Annotated in this window: 15 protein-coding genes; 7 read left to right on the top strand and 8 right to left on the bottom strand. The window is 69.7% G+C overall.

The window, feature by feature from the left end:
- Window positions 1-12: 12 nt before the first annotated feature.
- From HYU53_10055 to HYU53_10045, 3 genes are read right to left on the bottom strand one after another with little or no spacing between them, the layout of a single operon-like run.
- On the bottom strand, window positions 13-1,104 hold the full coding sequence (locus HYU53_10055) for a UbiA prenyltransferase family protein (protein MBI2221537.1): 1,092 nt from the start codon (window positions 1,102-1,104) through the stop codon (window positions 13-15).
- The gene (locus HYU53_10050) at window positions 986-1,684 is read right to left on the bottom strand and encodes an HAD family hydrolase (protein MBI2221536.1); all 699 of its coding nucleotides are present in this window, start codon (window positions 1,682-1,684) and stop codon (window positions 986-988) included. The genes HYU53_10055 and HYU53_10050 overlap by 119 nt, the downstream gene beginning before the upstream one ends.
- A gap of 1 nt (window position 1,685) precedes the next feature.
- Complete coding sequence (locus HYU53_10045) at window positions 1,686-3,122, bottom strand: glycosyltransferase family 39 protein (protein MBI2221535.1); 1,437 nt, start codon at window positions 3,120-3,122, stop codon at window positions 1,686-1,688.
- Window positions 3,123-3,357: 235 nt separating this feature from the next.
- Here HYU53_10045 and HYU53_10040 point away from each other — a divergent pair, with 235 nt between their 5' ends.
- From HYU53_10040 to HYU53_10010, 7 genes are all read left to right on the top strand, one after another.
- Window positions 3,358-3,900, top strand: coding sequence for a YdcF family protein (locus HYU53_10040; protein MBI2221534.1), 543 nt, complete (start codon window positions 3,358-3,360; stop codon window positions 3,898-3,900).
- Between the two features lie 240 nt (window positions 3,901-4,140).
- The gene (locus HYU53_10035) at window positions 4,141-5,346 is read left to right on the top strand and encodes a glycosyltransferase family 4 protein (protein ID MBI2221533.1); all 1,206 of its coding nucleotides are present in this window, start codon (window positions 4,141-4,143) and stop codon (window positions 5,344-5,346) included.
- Entirely contained in the window at window positions 5,346-6,515 is a 1,170-nt protein-coding gene (locus HYU53_10030) for a glycosyltransferase (GenBank protein MBI2221532.1), read from the top strand. The genes HYU53_10035 and HYU53_10030 overlap by 1 nt, the downstream gene beginning before the upstream one ends.
- Window position 6,516: 1 nt before the next feature.
- Window positions 6,517-8,457 (top strand): asparagine synthase (glutamine-hydrolyzing), encoded by a 1,941-nt coding sequence (gene asnB / locus HYU53_10025; GenBank protein MBI2221531.1) that lies wholly within the window; start codon window positions 6,517-6,519, stop codon window positions 8,455-8,457.
- On the top strand, window positions 8,454-9,353 hold the full coding sequence (locus HYU53_10020; protein MBI2221530.1) for a sulfotransferase: 900 nt from the start codon (window positions 8,454-8,456) through the stop codon (window positions 9,351-9,353). The genes asnB and HYU53_10020 overlap by 4 nt, the downstream gene beginning before the upstream one ends.
- Window positions 9,354-9,366: 13 nt before the next feature.
- A complete protein-coding gene (locus HYU53_10015; protein MBI2221529.1) occupies window positions 9,367-10,122 on the top strand; it encodes a methyltransferase domain-containing protein in 756 nt (251 codons plus the stop codon).
- Window positions 10,095-11,132: a glycosyltransferase family 4 protein gene (locus tag HYU53_10010; protein ID MBI2221528.1), complete on the top strand. Its 1,038-nt coding sequence runs from the start codon at window positions 10,095-10,097 to the stop codon at window positions 11,130-11,132. The genes HYU53_10015 and HYU53_10010 overlap by 28 nt, the downstream gene beginning before the upstream one ends.
- Here HYU53_10010 and HYU53_10005 read toward each other — a convergent pair.
- The 5 genes from HYU53_10005 to HYU53_09985 are packed head-to-tail and all read right to left on the bottom strand — an operon-like array spanning window position 11,100 to window position 16,968.
- Window positions 11,100-12,875: a bifunctional sulfate adenylyltransferase/adenylylsulfate kinase gene (locus HYU53_10005; GenBank protein ID MBI2221527.1), complete on the bottom strand. Its 1,776-nt coding sequence runs from the start codon at window positions 12,873-12,875 to the stop codon at window positions 11,100-11,102. The genes HYU53_10010 and HYU53_10005 overlap by 33 nt on opposite strands.
- Window positions 12,863-13,915, bottom strand: coding sequence for a sulfotransferase (locus HYU53_10000; GenBank protein ID MBI2221526.1), 1,053 nt, complete (start codon window positions 13,913-13,915; stop codon window positions 12,863-12,865). Before HYU53_10000 ends, HYU53_10005 begins: the two co-directional genes overlap by 13 nt.
- Window positions 13,905-14,930 carry a hypothetical protein gene (locus HYU53_09995; GenBank protein MBI2221525.1) on the bottom strand — a complete coding sequence of 342 codons (1,026 nt, stop codon included), beginning with the start codon at window positions 14,928-14,930 and terminating at the stop codon, window positions 13,905-13,907. The genes HYU53_10000 and HYU53_09995 overlap by 11 nt, the downstream gene beginning before the upstream one ends.
- Complete coding sequence (locus HYU53_09990) at window positions 14,927-16,144, bottom strand: ABC transporter ATP-binding protein (protein ID MBI2221524.1); 1,218 nt, start codon at window positions 16,142-16,144, stop codon at window positions 14,927-14,929. The genes HYU53_09995 and HYU53_09990 overlap by 4 nt, the downstream gene beginning before the upstream one ends.
- Window positions 16,144-16,968 (bottom strand): ABC transporter permease, encoded by an 825-nt coding sequence (locus tag HYU53_09985; protein ID MBI2221523.1) that lies wholly within the window; start codon window positions 16,966-16,968, stop codon window positions 16,144-16,146. Before HYU53_09985 ends, HYU53_09990 begins: the two co-directional genes overlap by 1 nt.
- Window positions 16,969-16,973 lie beyond the last annotated feature (5 nt).

The raw sequence follows: 16,973 nt of genomic DNA, 5'->3' as shown, positions 1-16,973 counted from the left end.
GAATGCCCGCGGTCAGCGCGGGGAAGCGGCGCCGACCGTCCACAAAGGATCGGCGCGCGACGGCTCGACGTTGAACCAGTCGTACAACGCCGGCACGCGGGTGAACATCAGGAGGACGAAGAGCACGAACGTGGTGGTGATGTAGGCGAAGAACTTTCTCTCCTTGTAGAGTTTTTCGGGATTCTGGATGGGGCTGTCCGGCTGCAGCCCGATCCGGAGATAGTAGGCGAGCACGCCCGCCGCCGCCGGCACGAACAGGATCAGCTCGAGGTGGTAGCGGACGATGAAGATGCCGGAAAACAGCGCGCAGGTCGTCGCGTAGAACACGATGCTGACGATGAGCCGTTCCTCGGTGTAGTGGCGGAACGACCGGCGGTAGGCCGCCGCGACGGCCGGGTTGCCGATATAGCGATATTCGGCGAGCCGCTTGGTGGCCATGAAGAACGCGCCCACCATCCAGTACGCGATCACGAGCGAGACGGGCGGCACGCGGTCCGGGATCAGCGCGAACCACCCAAGCAGGAGGCGGAGCGCGTTGTTGACCGATTCGGACAAAACGTCGACATAGGGCCATTCCTTCATGCGGATCGGCGGCACGTTGTACAGCACGCCCATGATCCACAGCGCGGACGCCGAGGCGGCGAACATCGGGTTCACCGCGCTCGCGATGGCGAGCCCTGCGGCGCCGACGAGCAGCCATTCCGCGTAGGCGATCGACGGGCGCACCAGGCCCGCGGCGGCGGGGCGCAGCCGTTTGGTCGGGTGCGCGCGGTCGGTCGCCGCGTCGAGCATCTCGTTGAGCACGTAATTGCTCGACGCCACGATGCACGTGGCGAACACGGCGATCGCGAGCGGGACGATCGCCGCCGGCGCGAACAGCGCGGGCTCGTAGAAGAGCGCGAGCACGACGCCGAGCACCATGAAGACGCTCTTGAACCAGTGATCGACCCGCGCGAGCTGGATGTACGGCCAGAGGCTCCAGGTCTCAACAGCGGGCGAGATGACGACCGATCGAGGCGAGCCGGCGGCCGTGAGCCTCCGGTCCGCGGCGCCGGCGCCCGACGAGGACGCAGGATATTCCAGCGGCGTTGGCGCCTGCCGCATCAGTTTCCGGTCGATCGCCGACATAGAGAACCTCCTCCGGAGGAATGCCCAGCCGCTCGCACGCGCGGAGGAATCCGCGCGGGTGCGGCTTGAACGCGTTGATATCGGGGTCGGTCGTGCACAACACCACCGAGAAGACGTCGGGCAGCGCCAGCGCGTGCAGCTTTGCGGCGGCCGGGTAGTCCGACAGCACGCCGAGCGCGACGCGCCGGGCCGCCGCCGTGGCGAGGAGCCGGGGCAGGCCGGGACGCCGGCAGGCGCGCAGGTACTTCAGCGGCCGGCGCTGCACCCATTCCTCGACGAGCCGTGCGACCTCCGCGGGCGGCACGCCCAGCCGGTCACCGGCGATCCCGAACGACACGGCCTCGAGCGATTCGCCGGCCGGCTCGATCCCCCGCAGTTCTTCCCGGACGCGCCGGAACTCCGCGAGCACGCGCGCGGTGCGCGCCGCCCCCCGCGGCGAGCGCAGCGCCGCAGCCGCCAGCTCGCCCGCCATGCACGCGCGAAGCGGCGGCTGCCGGTACAGCGTGCCGTCCACGTCGAAGACGACCGCACGGATGCGATCCGGCAGCGGCAGCACGTCAGCCCACCTTGTCCATCAGCTCGCGAATCCTCGCGGCATCCGTCGTCACCACCTGGCGCGTCCAGATGAACAGCAGGAGGCACACGGCGGCGGCCGGCGCGAGCAGCGCCGGAACGCGTGCCCGCGCCCCGCGCCACGCGCGGCGGTCGATCGCCGTTGCGGCGTAGACGGCGAGCAGCGGCACCAGCGGGAGGTGATAGCGCGGATGGCCGAAGACCACCGTGTGTACGGCGCAGATGAACGCCATGATGCCGAGCAGCACCGCGTGCCCGCGCCGGTCGTCAGGCGGCACGAGGAACACCGCGAGGACCGCAAGAATGGTCAGCGCGATGTACGCGCCTGTCGTCACGGCGGCGATCGCGAACGCCGCCCCGCGTGACGGGCGATACAGCCCCTGCCTGACGCCCCCCAGGTAGTCCCGCTCGAGACCCCAGAAGTCCGCAAACTTGATCGCCGATCGCCGCAGCGTCAGGCCGGGATTCGCCCACATGTACGCGAGCGCCCGCCGCGCGGCCCACTTCTCCTTCTGGCCGTCGGTCCACTTGATGCCGTCCGGGTAGAGCCGCTTCAGCTCGTAGGACCAGTTCTGCTCGCCCCGGATCGCGACGGCGCTCCACATCCGATCCTCGGGCGTGTGCTCGTAGTTGCCCATCCGCAGGTTCATGCCGCCCATCGTGTCGACGACCGTGAACACGCCCTGGAGCCGCGTGTTGCGCAGCGCCCACGGTGCGATGACAACGCCGCAGGCCAGCACGAGGACGAGCGCCGCCTGCGCGCGGCGCGGGAGCGTGCCCGGACCGGCCATCAGCGTCAGGGGCGCGAGGAGCAACGGAAACGGCCACATCACGCTCCGCGTGAGGGCCGCGCACGCGAGCAGGGCTCCCGCGCCGGCGGCGACCGCCAGGTGATCGGTGCGCAGGTACCGCACGTACGCGAGCGCGAAGGCGACGAGCAGGCCCGTAAAGAGCGGCTCGGTCAGGACGAGGACGTTCGAAAAGAGCAGCGAGGGATAGAAGGCGACGATCGCCGCCGCGATGAGCCCGGCGCGCTCGCCGGCAAGCGCGCGGCCGAGCAGGAACACGAGCCATACCGTGAGCAGGCTGATGACGGCCTGCGCCGTGCGCACGGTGAGCAGGCTGCGGGTCCCCGTGGCGGTCCAGAGCCCGGCGATGAGCGCCGGGAAAAGCGGGGGCCGCATCGAGGTCGGCCGGCCGGGCGCCGTCGCGAACCCGTGGCCGTCGGCGATGTTGCCGGCGAGCCGCAGGTAGTGGCGCTCGTCGACGATCTTCGGCTGCGCGTCGGCGCTGGCGACGAGGAGCAGCGCGCGGAGCGCGGCGGCCACGAGCAGCACAGCCACGATTGGCCGCCGCCGCGCGCCGAGCGGGCCCGCGAGCGCACGAAACTTGCTCCGCGTGGGGACGCGTTCTCCAGACATGGTGCGGCGGTTGTGGTGGACGTCTGAGCAAAGACGCGGCCACCGGAAGGGACCGATGCAGAGCGAGGCCACCCGCGTTGGCGATGCGAGCGGAGCCCCAGGCAGGAAGAAGTCACCGTTTTGCGACCAGGATGTCTCGCGTTCGGCAGACTACTTTCGCCGGGGCGCGCGACACAGGGCGCGACGGAGGCTGACAATCGCGGGGATCGCGCTGCTCGTCGCAGCGCCCCTCGCCGTGGCCGCGTGCCGACACGCCGGCGTTGCGCTCGTGCGGACCGTGCCCGTGTCGGATCCGGACGCGATCGTCGTGCTGGCCAGCCACGAGCGCGCGAGGCTGGCCGAAGCGCGCCGCATGGCCCTCCGGTACCGGCGCGCCAGGGTGCTGCTGACCACGCCCAACCATCCCATCGAGACGCCGGCGACGAAAGGGGACGGACGCGTCGAGTGGCTGGTGCAGAACGGCGTCAGGCGTGACCGCATCCACGTCATCCCGGCGCTCGCGCGCAACACGCGTGACGAAGCACGGACCGTGGCGTCCGAGCTGGCGAGGAGCGGCGGCCGGCAGCTTCTCATCGTGACCTCGGCCTATCACACGCGGCGCGCCATCGCGGTGTTCCGGTCTGAATTGGGCGGCGCGGCGGTCAGCGTCGGGATCCAGCCGGCTCCCTCGGGGGTCCGGCCTGCGAGATGGTGGACGCGAAGGTACGACCGGCTGTACGTGGCCTACGAATGGGCGGCGATCGCGACCTACGCGCTCCGATACCGCATCTGGTCGTGAAAGGAGCGCGTCAGGAAGCCTGAAGTCTCCATGACGGCTGACAAAAGTTCGCCGTCTCGAAGGATCGAGCCCGCAGCGCAGACAGCAATCCCGTCCGAAGCTGGTGGCACGGGATTGGCGATGCCGGGCAGCACCCGGTATCGCACCGCAAGACGGCCACCCAGGCGGGGGTTCCCGCGTTTACTGTGCCGCTCGGTTGCGTCCGGAGCGCGGAGGAGAGTGTCTCGCGTCGAGCAAATCGTGTGGCACACCGACGGGCACGCAGCGGGGCAGGTCGCTTCCGCGGGCGTGCCGCCGATTCTGCTGGTCAGCGAGCTCTTTCCTCCCGCCATCGGCGGCAGCGGGGTGCTGTTGAAGAACGTGTACGGCCGCCTGGCCGGCATCCCCGTCGACGTGCTGACCGATGCCGGCCAAGCTGTCGAAGACGTTTCCGACGGGGAGATGAGAATTCTGCGGCGGCGGATCGCCGCGCGCGACTGGGGTGTGCGGCGCCCATCCGCACTGGTGCATCACCTCACGGTCGCTGCCCGCATCCGCGCGCTGAGCCGTCACGCGGCCCCCGTCGTCCACTGTGCGCGCGTGCTCCCCGAAGGGCTTGCGGCGTGGCTTGCGGCGCGCCTCGGGGGTCCCCGCTATGTGTGCTGGACCCACGGCGAGGAGCTGGCGTACGCGCGCGCGTCGCGCGAGCTGACCGCGCTGATGCGGATCGTGCACCGGGGGGCCGCGGCGATTGTCGCCAACAGCCGCAACACGGCTGGGCTGCTCGAGGGCCTCGGCGTCGCCGCCGAACGCATCCATGTCGTGCATCCCGGCGTGGATGCCGATCGCTTTCATCCCGACGCGGACCAGGGCATCGGTCTCCGGCCGACACTCGGGGCGCCCGATGAGGTCATCGTCCTGTCGGTCGGCAGGCTGCAGCGGCGCAAGGGGCACGACCTCGCGCTTCGAGCCGTCGCGGCGCTGAAGCACGTCTCGCCGCGCATCAAGTACGTCGTCGTCGGGGACGGGCGCGAGCGTGTGGCGCTGCGGGAAATGGCGCAGGCGCTCGAGATTGAGGACCGTGTGATGTTTGCCGGCGCGGTCGATGACGCCGTGCTTCCGGCGTATTTCGCCGCGTGCGACGTGTTCCTGTTGCCCAACCGCGTCGAAGGGATCGACTTCGAGGGATTCGGGATCGTCTTCCTGGAAGCGGCCGCATCGGGGAAACCGGCCATCGGCGGCGCCACCGGCGGCGTGTCAGAGGCGATCGAGAACGGGGTCACGGGCCTGCTGGTCGGCGGGAGAGACGTCGGCGAGCTGGCGTCGGCGCTGGAGCGCCTCGTCGGCGCGCCGCGGTTGCGGGCGCGCATGGGTGATGCCGCGCGGAAGCGCGCGCAGCGCGAGTTCGGCTGGCGCCGTGCGGCTGCCGCGGTCGAGCGGCTTCACAGAAATATCGGGATGGCCTGATGCAGTCTGCCGCGTTGGCTCGGTCGGCGGCGGCCGTTCCGGTTGCGCACGCGCACGTGCGGGCAGCCAGGGTGCGTGTCATGCACGTCGTGCTCAGCCTCGACCCGGGCGGCACCGAGCGCCTCGTCCTCGATCTCGTCGGCCGTCTCGAGGCCGAGGCCGAATCCGTCGTGTGCTGCCTGGACTCGCGAGGCCGATGGGGCGCGGCGCTCGCGCAGGACGGGGTGCCCGTTTACGCGCTCGGGCGGCGGCCCGGATTCGACGGCCCTCTCGGCTGGCGGATCGCGGCGCTCGCCGCGCGCCACGACGTCAGCGTCCTCCACTGTCATCATTACTCGCCGTTCGTGTACGGGAGGCTGGCGGCGATGCTGCGTTCCGGCCTCCGCGTCGTGTTCACCGAGCACGGCCGGCTCTCGGATGCCGGCCCCTCCCGGAAGCGGCGGTGGATCAACCCGTTCCTCTCGAGGCTGCCGGCGCGCATCTTCGCGGTCTCCGAGGACCTGCGCAACCACATGGTGGCGGAGGGGATTGCGCCGCGCCGCGTTCGCGTCCTCTATAACGGCATCGATCCCGGGCGGCCGACGACTCGCGCGCTGCGGCGCGCCGCCCGCGCCCTGCTCGGGCTCCCGGAACACGCGACGGTCGTCGGCACGGTCGCGCGGCTGGACGCCGTCAAAGATCTCGGCACGTTGATCCAGGGATTCGCCGCGCTGCCTGCCGCGGGCCAGGACGACCTGCTCGTCATCGCCGGCGACGGGCCGGAGCTGGAGTCGCTGCGGGAGCAGTGCCGCGCTGCGGGGGTCGGCGGCCGCGTCAGGTTTGTCGGCCACCAGAGCGACGTCCGCGCGATCCTGCCCGCCTTCGACGCGTACGCGAACTCGTCGGTGCACGAAGGCGTGTCGCTGACGATTCTCGAGGCGATGGCTGCGTCGCTGCCCGTCGTGGCCACGCGGGTCGGCGGCACTCCCGAAGTGATCGTCGACGGCGAAACCGGCGTCCTGGTGCCGCCGCGCGCGCCGCGCGCGATCGCGCGCGCGCTGGCCTCGGTCCTCGCGCGTCCGGACCGCGGGCAGCGCCTGGGAGAGGCCGGGCGGTTTCGGGTCGAAGCCCACTTTCACATCGACCAGATGCTCGCCGCATACCTGCGCGAGTACGAGGCGGGCGGCTGAGATGTGCGGCATCTGCGGCGCCGTCGCGCTCACCGGGCCGATCGCGCCGGAGGTTCGCGCCTCCGTGCGGCGGATGGCGGCGGCGCTCGGTCATCGGGGGCCGGACGGCGACGGCTTCTTCGCAGACGAGCGGGCCGCGCTCGGCCACCGGCGGCTCGCCATCATCGACCGCGCCGGCGGCGCGCAGCCGATGTCGAACGAGGACGGCACCTGCCGGATCGTCTTCAACGGAGAGATCTACAACCACCGGGACGTCCGGCGGAGGCTGCTCGCGCACGGCCACCGCTTCCAGACGGCATGCGACACGGAAGTCATCGTCCATGCGTACGAGCAGTACGGGCCGGACTGCGTCGCGCACCTCGAGGGCATGTTCGCGTTCGCCATCTACGACCAGCGCGACGGGTCCGTCCTGCTGGCGCGGGACCGCCTCGGGAAGAAGCCGCTCTACCACGCGGTCCTGAACGGCGTTCTTCATTTCGCGAGCGAGATCAAGGCCCTGCGGGCGAGTCCCGCGTGGGACGGCACGGTCGATCTTGGCGCCCTCGAGACGTATTTCGCCCTCGGGTACCAGCTCGCGCCGCGGACCATCTATCGTCACGTGTCGCAGCTCGAGCCCGGGCACTGGCTGCGCGCGAAAGACGGGCGCGTGCAGGTGCGCCGCTACTGGGATGTCGAACAGTTCGGTCACGACGACCGGCCCACGCCCTTGCTGCTCGAGGATCTGACCGCCGAACTGCGCAGCGCCGTGGACGCGCGCCTCGAGAGCGAGGTCCCGCTGGGCGCGTTCCTGTCCGGCGGCGTGGACTCGGGGCTGGTGGTGTCGTTCATGGCCGAGGCGAACACGTCTCCGGTCACGACCTGCACGGTGGGCTTCGGCGCCGCGGCTCACAACGAACTTCACGCCGCGTCGCTCACTGCTGCCAGGTTCGGCACCCGTCACGAAGCGGTCACGCTCGAGCCGGATCTCGACCAGGTCCTGGACTGCATTGCGGCGTCGTTCGACGAACCCTTCGCCGACGCGTCGGCGGTCCCGACCTACTACGTGTCGCAGCGCGCGCGGCAGCACGTGACGGTTGCCTTGAGCGGCGATGGCGGCGACGAGACGTTCGGCGGCTACGATTTCCGGTACGTCCCCCACGGCCTCGAGGCCGCGGCGCGGCACCTCATTCCCGGCGGCCAACTGGGCACCGCGGGGGAGTGGCTGGGATCGGTGTGGCCGCGGCACGTGCCGCGCCCGCTGCGGCTCGGGACGACGCTGCAGAACCTGTCACGCGACCCGGCGGTTTCCTATTACATGGATCTCTGCTTCCTCAAGCCGGCGGCCGTGTCCCGGCTGCTCGGCTGGGCTCCCGGTACGCCGCTCACCGACAGCCCCGCGCTCGCGGCGGTGACCGACGCCTATCGGCGCTGCCCCGCGAGCGATGCGGTGCTCAAGGCGCAGTACGCGGATCTGAAGATCTATCTGCCGAACGACGTGCTCGTGAAGGTGGACCGCATGAGCATGGCGCACAGCCTCGAGGTGCGCTGCCCGCTGCTCGACCGGCGCGTGGTCGAAGCGGCGTTCAGGATCCCGACGTCGCGCAAGATGCCGCGCCTCGCGCCGAAGTACCTGCTGCGCGAGATCGCGCGCCGGCGCCTCCCGCGCCAGATCGCCGGTCTGCGCAAGCATGGCTTCACCGCGCCGGTCGCCGAATGGCTGCGCGGCCGGTACGCGGCCCGCTTCCGCGACGAGGTCCTGACGTCACGTTCGCTGGTGCTCGGCCTGCTCGATCTGGCCGAGGTCCGCCGGCTGTTCGACGAGCACTGCCGCGGCGCCGCCGACCATTCCTACGCGCTGTGGGCGGTATGGATGCTCGAGCGCTGGAGCCGCCTGTCGTCGGCGACGCTGGGAGCGCCCGCGGCCAGCGCGATGGCGCCCGGATTGAGGCGGGCGGCACTGTGATTTACGCCTACCTGGCGTCGGTCGAGCACAGCGGATCCACCCTGGTGGCGTGCCTGCTGTCGGCGCACCCGCAGATTGCGACCGTGGGGGAGTTCGGCGCCAGTTTCCCGGGGACGGAGCGGTGCTCGTGCGGACAACGCTTCGAGGACGATCCGTTCTGGGCCGACTGGGCGGCGGAAGCCGGCCGGCGCGGCCTCGACTTCAGGGTCGGCGCGCCGGACATCAACCTCCAGCCGCGCCGCGGCGCCGGCATCCTCGAAGACCTGTTCTTCTACCAGTTTCAATGGGAAATCTTGAACCGGCTTCGCGATCGCGCCTTTCCCGCCCGCTGCGCGCTTCAGAAGCGCGCCCACACCGCCGTGAGGCGGTCGGTGGCGCTCGCGCGGATCCTCTGCGACAGGACGGGCGCTTCGGTGTTTGTCGATACGACGAAGAATCCGCTGCAGGTACGATTCCTCCGGCGCGATCCATCGATCCGTGTGAAGCTCATCGCTTTGCGACGTGACGGGCGCGCGGTCATGAGCTCGCTGATTGAGAAGGAGAAGCGGACCCCCGATCGCGCCGTCGGCGCGTGGCTGTGGGGAAACCGGAACCTCGAGCGCGCTGCGCAATGCCTGCTGCCTGCCGACGTGTATTGGTTGAAGCACGAAGACCTGTGCCGCGAGCCGGACCGTGTGCTGCGTGAGTTGCTCGCGTTCCTCGAAGTGGATCCGTCCGTGCCGCTCGATTACTCCGACCGCGCCAGCCGGCACGTCGTCGGAAACCGGCGGCGTCATGAGTTCGACGGCGTTGTTCGCGCGGATGACGCGTGGGGAACGAAGCTGCGCGCGGAGGACCTGGCGCTGTTCGAGACCCACGCCGGATCGCTGAACAGGCGGTATGGATATGGTGCGTGAAGCCCCGGACGGTGTGCCTGTCGCTCGGGTCCTCGAAGGTCACGAGGAGATCCGGGATGCGTATCGAGACGAACATGTCGCGCGGTGCTATATCGATGAGCGCTTCCGGCAACCGCTCGGCGCGCTCCTTCACGCGCGCCAGGCGGCGCATCTCGTGCGCCTCATCCGGACTCTGCGCCCCCACACCCTCCTCGAGGTCGCGCCGGGCCCGGCGCGGCTGACCGTCGAGGTCGCGAGGGTACACCGCGGATCGGGCATCGTCATTGATGCGAGCGCGCCGATGTTGGACGAAGCGCGCCGCAGGCTCGAGGCCGTGGCCCGGGGGCGGTGGCGATTCGTTCAAGGGGATGTCTTCAGTCTTCCGATTTCCGGGACGGTTGATCTCGTGTACGCGTTCCGCCTCATCAGGCACTTCGATCGGGAAGACAGGCGCCGCATCTACGCACAGATTCGGGGCGTGCTACCGCCGGGCGGTCTTCTCGTCTTCGACGCCATTAACAAGGATGTCGCCGCGGCTGTCCGGGCGCGGTCGCGGGAATGCCATCACTACGATGCCCTGCTCACCAGCGACGAGCTGCGCTCCGAACTGGGAGAGTGCGGGTTCGACTTGGTGTCGTTGACCGGCGTTCAGAACGGCTATCCGCTGCTCTATCGCCTTCAGGTGCTGCTGGCGCCACGGTCGCCGCTCCTGGCGCGTGCCGCCCTGAGCCTCGTGGACAGGTTAGGGAGCGAGCCGCTCGAATGGATCGTGACGTGCCGGCGGCCGTGACGTACTGGACCGGCGTCTGGGATCCCGCCCGGGAGGCGATCTCCAAGGAAGTACAGACCATCCGCCGGTCGCTTTCGCCTCGCAGCACCATCGTGTCCTTTTCGCCGGGACAGCGTTCGGCCGTTCTCCTGGATGCCGCCGTCGTCAGGCTGTCCGCGAGGCGCTGGGTGACTCTCCGCGTATTGGCCGCTGCTCTCGAGCGGCTGGGAACGATCACGCACCTGTTCGGCCCCGCCGACGCGTGGCACCTGTTGAGGGCGGTCGGCCGGCGCCCCGTGATCTTTACAGTTGTCGCCCCAGGACCGCCACTCGACGCGGAGCTGTACGCCAAAGTGTGCTGTTTCGTGCCGGAGACCGAGCAGCTCGGCGCCGCGCTTCGGCGCGCCGGGATTGCTGGCGATCGAATCCGCGTGGTGCCGCCGGGGATCGATCTCACCCGGTTCGCGCCGGCGCCGTACCCGCAGGACGCGCCGTTCAGGATCCTGTTTGCCAGCACGCCTTCCGATCCGCGGGAGATCGCGCCGCGCGGCGTTCCCCTGCTCGTCGAACTGGCGCGGCAACGATCGGACATCGAAATCGTGCTGTTGTGGCGCCAGTGGGGGAGCGGAACGGCCGCATCGCGGGCGCTGCGCGCTCTCAAGCTGCCTTCGAACGTAATTGTCATGCCGCAGGACGTCGCGGACATGCCGGCCGTCTATGCGGGCGTCCATGCCGTCGCCGCCTGCTTTACTGAGGGCGCGGGAAAGTCCTGCCCGAACTCCATTGTCGAGGGCCTGGCGTGCGGCCGGCCGGCCATCGTATCGCCCGAGTGCGGGATCGCGGAGGAGATTCGCTCGGCGGGCGCAGGGGTGGTCGCCCCGCGTACTGTGACGGCGCTTGCCGAGCAGGTCGAGGAACTGAGAGACAGCTACCGCGAACGCGCGCGCGCGGCGCGCGGGCTCGCGGTAGCCAGCTTCGACGTCAATCGTTTGCTGCGCTCATACCAGGAGCTGTATCTGCGATTCTCCTGATGCGGCCGCCGCGGTGACGTCGGCCCGCGCCGGCTCCAGATAGCCCTCCATCTCCAGGTATCCGACGATCCGATCCGCCGCTTCCTCCGCGGAGCACTGATCGGTGTGGATCACGACCTCGGCGTCCTCAGGTGCCTCATACGGGTCGGAGATCCCTGTGAACTGTTGCAGGATGCCGGCGCGGGCCTTTGCGTAGAGCCCCTTCCGGTCCCGGCTCTCGCAGATGTCGATCGGCGTCGCCACGTGGACCAGCACGAAGCCGGCGCCGCTCTTCACCATCCGCCGGACGTCGCGGCGCACCGAGTCGTACGGCGCGATCGGGGCGCAGATGGCGATGCCGCCGCTGCGCGACACCTCCGCGGCCACGTAGCCGATCCGCCTGATGTTCAGGTCGCGATGCTCGCGTGAGAAGCCGAGCTCCGACGAGAGGTGCTTGCGGACCAGGTCGCCGTCGAGCATCGTGACGCTGCGCCCGCCGCGCTCGAGCAGCTTGACGAGCAGGATGTTCGCGATCGTCGACTTGCCCGATCCGGACAGGCCGGTGAAGAAGATCGTGAAGCCCTGGCGGCGGCGTGGAGGGTGCGTCCGCCGCAACTCGCCCGCCACCTCCGGGAACGTGAACCACTCCGGGATGTCGCGGCCGTCGGCCAGGCGGCTGCGGAGCTCGGTGCCCGACAGGCTGAGCACTCGCGCGTGTGCCGGCACCTCGTCGTCCGGGACGTAGCGGTCCTCGCCCTGGAGGTAGACCATGTTCCTGAACGGCACCATGGCGACGCCCAGTTCCTCCTGGACCGACTGGAGCAGCGCCTGCGCGTCGTAGGCGCCATAGAACGGCCGGCCGGAGCGATCGGCACCCGGCCCGGCATGATCGCGGCCCACGATCAGGTGGGTGCATCCGTAATTCTTCCGGATGATCGCGTGCCACACGGCCTCGCGCGGGCCGGCCATCCGCATCGCGATGGGCAGCAGTGACAGCATTGCGGTGCCCTGCGGGTAGGTGGCCATCACGGACTGGTAACACCGCACACGAGTGTAGTGGTCCACGTCGCCGGGTTTCGTCATGCCGACGACCGGATGGACGAGGAGCTTCGCGTCGCATTCGTCCGCCGCCCGGAGCGTCAGCTCCTGGTGGGCGCGGTGCATCGGGTTGCGTGTCTGGAACGCCACGACACGCCGCCAGCCGCGCGCGGCAAACTCCGCGCGGACGTCGGCCGGGGCGCGCCGCAAGTCGCGGTAGTCGTAGTGCACGGGCAGTTGCAGCCCTTCCACCCGCCCGCCCACGTACCACGCGTTGGTGCGCTCCAGGAGTGCGGCCACGCCGGGATGTTCGCGGCTCGTGGTGCCGTACACGAGCTGCGCTTCCTGCTCGCGATCCGGCCGCCACACGTCTTCGACGTGCAGGATGGCCAGCATGACGCCCTCGGCATCCCGGAGTGCGAGCGTCGACCCCGGGGCGAGCCCGGCCGCGCGCTCCTCCGGCAGATCCAGCACGACGGGTATCGGCCAGAGCAGCCCGCAGGCCAGGCGCATGTCGCGGCACGCCGGGTCGTAATCGGTCCGGGTCATGAAGCCCTGAAGCGGCGAGAACCCGCCGTTCAACAACAGCTCCAGATCGCAGATCTGCCGCGGCGTCAGATCCCAGGACGGCCAGTCGCGCGACGCATTTTGGACCTCACGCCGGCGTTCGGGCGGCGCCACGAGATCCACCAGTGTTCCACCGTGCGGGGCAATCATTCCGGACATTTCAGAGGCTCCTCCCCATGAATGGTGCTGCCAGACTGTGCAGGCAGTCCGGGTTGTTTCCACACGGCAGTCGAACCGTCTGGCAGGTAGCCGAACGCCTCCATCCCGGCGGCGGCCTCGCGCACGACGAGGCGCCGCTCGTAGGAACAGAGCTCGCGTCTCGTGCGCCTGACGCCGGGGCGCGACGAAAGAGCGCGTTCGGGTGCGAGCTGCAGATCCAGGGAATTCCCCAGGCGCTCGAAATCGAACTTCCCCGAGACGAGATCCTCGTACCGGATGACCAGCGGGTCGAGGCCGGTCGTGCGGGCGTTCCAGCTGACCGCGAGACGGTTCCAGTGCCGTGCGAAGGCGACCGCGCAGTCGACCGTTTCGTCCGGCCATCGCGAGTAGAGGCGCCAGTTGCGTGCCGAACGATATGAGTCAAACGGGTGCCGGAGCAGCAGGATGAAGCGAGCTGCGGGATACAGCCATCGGAGCACGCACGCTTCCGCGGCGCCGAGCCGCACCTCCTTGACACCCCACCGCACGTATCCCCGGCGCCGAGCGGGAGCGGCAAGCCAGGAATCGAGCAGCGCGCGGAGCCCCTGACGGAGGTCGCCATTGCCGGGATAGAGGTTCGCGATCCACGACGTCGCGAGCCCGCTCGGATCCTGGGGTAGCGTGGCGGATTCCGGCGTCGGCCAGCGGTCGTCCACTGCCGCGAGCATCTCCGCGAGGCGCGGCAGCAGGGCCATGCGACCCAGCGGCTCCCCCCACATCAGCAGCGCGGGGTCGGTCACGAGCACCCTCTGCAGGAGCGTCGAGCCCGTGCGCCAGCCCGATGCCAGCAGGAACACCGGATCGTCGGCGAGCATCGTGCGGCCGCCGCGGGCGAGCACGTCGAGCGAATGCTGCAGCCTGACGGGGTCCGCGCGGGTGAATCGCGGGGCGCGCCGCGCGCGCCAGTATTCCCGCGCGCAATCACGCGCGATGCGCAGGCGCGGCGTTGCGTCCTGCGACAGCGCAGCGGTCCCGCCGGCCGGGAGGACGTCAGTTCTCACAGATGAGCCCATGGACGCACACGTGGCGGTCGGTCGAAAACGAGAAGACATCGACGAGCGTGTTGCGGCGCCAGTCGATCTCGAGGATCGTCGCGGGGGAGATGCCGGCGAGCACAGTGCCTCGGTCCGTGGCACACAGGCCGCGAACGAACAGCGGTCGCGCGGTGGCCACGCGCTGGAACAACGGCCTGAAGATTCGCGAGGGCCTGCCGTGCCGCGCCAGCCAGCAGCCCGCCTGCGCAAAGGCGTGCCGCCGCAGCACGCGGCGGACAACGTCGAACGCGGTCAGGTCGATGCGCGTGACGAGGCGGCCGTTCCCGTCGTACACGTGGACGGCGCGGCCGACGGTGTTGTTGATGAGGATGTGCCCGTCGGCGACCAGCAGATTGTGCGCGCCGCGGAGCGCGCGGTCCTCGATCAGGACCTCGGTGGGGTCGAGCCGGACCACGCAGCCGAAGCGGTTGAAGAGCATCAGCGGTCGTCCCTCCCACATCGTGGCCGCGTTCAGGTGCACGTGGCTGTGACTGTTGGCCGAGACGCCGACGAACGCCGTTCGGTTGTCGCCGTCCTTCGCCAGCGCGAGCGGCGTCAGGCGGAACCGCCCGGCCGGCACCGGATCCTCCCGTGGCCACCATGCATGGACCATGCGCCCGGCGCGATCGACTTTGACGGCGGCGTCGATGTTGGTCGACGTCGCCCAGATGCACCCATCGCCATCCCACGAGATCTCGTGCAGGTTGACGAACAACGGATGGCTCACCTGACGGCGCAGCCGCAGCGACCGGTCGAACACCAGCAGCGAGTGGTACGAGGCCACCAGCACCTCGTCGCCGTCGAGGAGGATGCCGCGCCCCCCGCGTGTATTGCCGCGCGGGTTGGGATCGCGGACCGTGGGATTCACGGCCGCGACGGGAGCGCGGGCGAGCACGCGCTTGCGGTCCCAGTCGACCTTGACAACCTCTCCGCCGGCGCCCTCGCGGGCGCGGCGGACGACGGTGGAGAAATACACGTTCATGTCACTGCCGCCAGCGCGGAGCCTGTAACAGCGACGGTGGTGCAACACGACGCTGGCACATGCGCAACGCCACGCTCGCTTGTCGTCTCGCGGATCGTCAGGATCGCCGGCGCGAGACGCGCGACGATGCGTCTGGTCGCGCTGTTCATGAGGATGATCTGGACGGAGTAGTGCCCTCGCGTGAGGTTCGCCGCGATCTGCCAGTCGATGCGGACCACTTCCTGTGCGGTCGCGCGCACGGGTGTCTCCCCCACGGACACGGTGGAGGTCTGGAACACGATGTCGTTCGTTTCCAGCCGGCGGATCCGCAGCGCAGAGCCGAGCGAGCCCACGTCTTCCTGCAGTCGTGCGACGGTGCGGACGATGACCTCCCCGCCCGCGTCCATGGCCTCGAGCGGCCGGCCGGAAAAGTCGACGATGCTGACGACCGCTTCGCCTTCCGAAGGCGCCGCCGCGCCCCCGCGCAGCGCCGCCGCATACGCGGCGATTGCCGTGTCGCTCGGGCCGAGCGCCTGTTTCGCGCCGCCGCCCAGCACGAGGACCGAATCGCACAGCGCGGACACCGCCGCCAGGTTGTGCGAGACGAACACGATGGCGACCCCCGCACGCTTGTAGTCCAGCATCCGCTCGAAGCAGCGGTCCTGGAACGCCACATCTCCCACGGCAAGGACTTCGTCAATGAGCAGCACGTCCGGGTCGAGGTGGGCCGCGATCGAGAAGCCGAGCCGTGCATTCATCCCGGAGGAATAGCGCTTCACCGGCGTATCCATGAACTCGCCGACGCCCGCAAACTCCACGATGTCCGCCAGCTTCCTCGCGATCTCCCCGACGCGCATCCCCATGATGGCGCCCTGGAGGAACACGTTCTCGCGCCCGGTGAGGTCGGGATGGAAGCCGGCGGCGACCTCGATGAGCGCGCCCTGCCGGCCGTGCACGCGCGCCTGTCCCCGGGTGGGACGAAGGATCCGCGAGAGGATCTTCAGGACGGTTGACTTTCCGGCGCCGTTCGGCCCGATGATCCCGAGCGCGCGGCCCGGCTCCACCTCGAACGACACGTCGCGCAGCGCCCAGAACTCGCGTCCGGACAGCTCCGCCGGCGGCTGCCGCCCGAGGGCGCGCCGCGCGGCCGCCGGAAGCAGGTCGCGGAGCGTGCGGTGACGCTCGCCGCGCTCGAACTTCTTCCAGACGCCCTCGAACACCACCGGCGCGGTCATCAGATGTTCTCCGCGAAGGTGAACTCGGCCCGGTGGAACCAGAGCCAGCCGAGCGCGAAGGTGACGATCGACAACACCACCGCGGCGCCAAACGCCGGGCCGGGCAGCTCGCCGCGCAACAGCACGGCACGGTAGGCATCGATGATCGGCGTCATCGGATTCAACTGGAGGAGCGCGCCCGTCCGTCCCTTGACGAGCGTCACCGGATAGACGACCGAGGTGGCGAACATCCACACCGTCAGCGTGACCTCGAACAGATACTTCACGTCGCGGTAGAACAGGTTCGCCATCGCCAGCAGCAGCGCGATCCCCGCCGTGAACATCATCTGCACGCACACGATGAGGGGCAGTGCCAGCGCGGTCCAGTGCGGCGCGACGCCGTAATAGGCCATGAAGGCGGCGAGGACGAGCGAGCCCACGCAGAAGTCCACGAGGCCGACCCAGATGGCGGCGAACGGAAAGATCTCGCGGGGGAAATACACCTTCGTGACGAGGCTCGTGTTGTGCGTCAGCGACGTCACGGAGAACCGCAGCGACGACGAGAAGAAGTTCCAGGCAAGCAGCCCGCAGAAGGCGTAGACGGGATACGCGATCCCGTGCGTGTCGATCCGCGCCACCCTGGTGAAGATCACCGAGAAGATCAGCGTGTTGATCAGCGGCATGAAGATCGCCCAGAGGAACCCGAGCACCGTCTGCTTGTACCGGATGAGCAGATCGCGCTGCGCCATCCGGTAGAGCAGCTCGCGATACTCGAACTGCTCCGCGATCATTTCCCGCGCGTCGGCGGCGACCTGTCGAACCCAGTCCGGGAGGTGGAAGGCCATGGCGA

This window comes from Acidobacteriota bacterium (assembly GCA_016184105.1).
In the GTDB taxonomy this organism is placed as follows: domain Bacteria; phylum Acidobacteriota; class Vicinamibacteria; order Vicinamibacterales; family 2-12-FULL-66-21; genus JACPDI01.
Note: the sequence above shows the minus strand (reverse complement) of the source record. Positions and strands in the feature narration are given on the sequence as shown.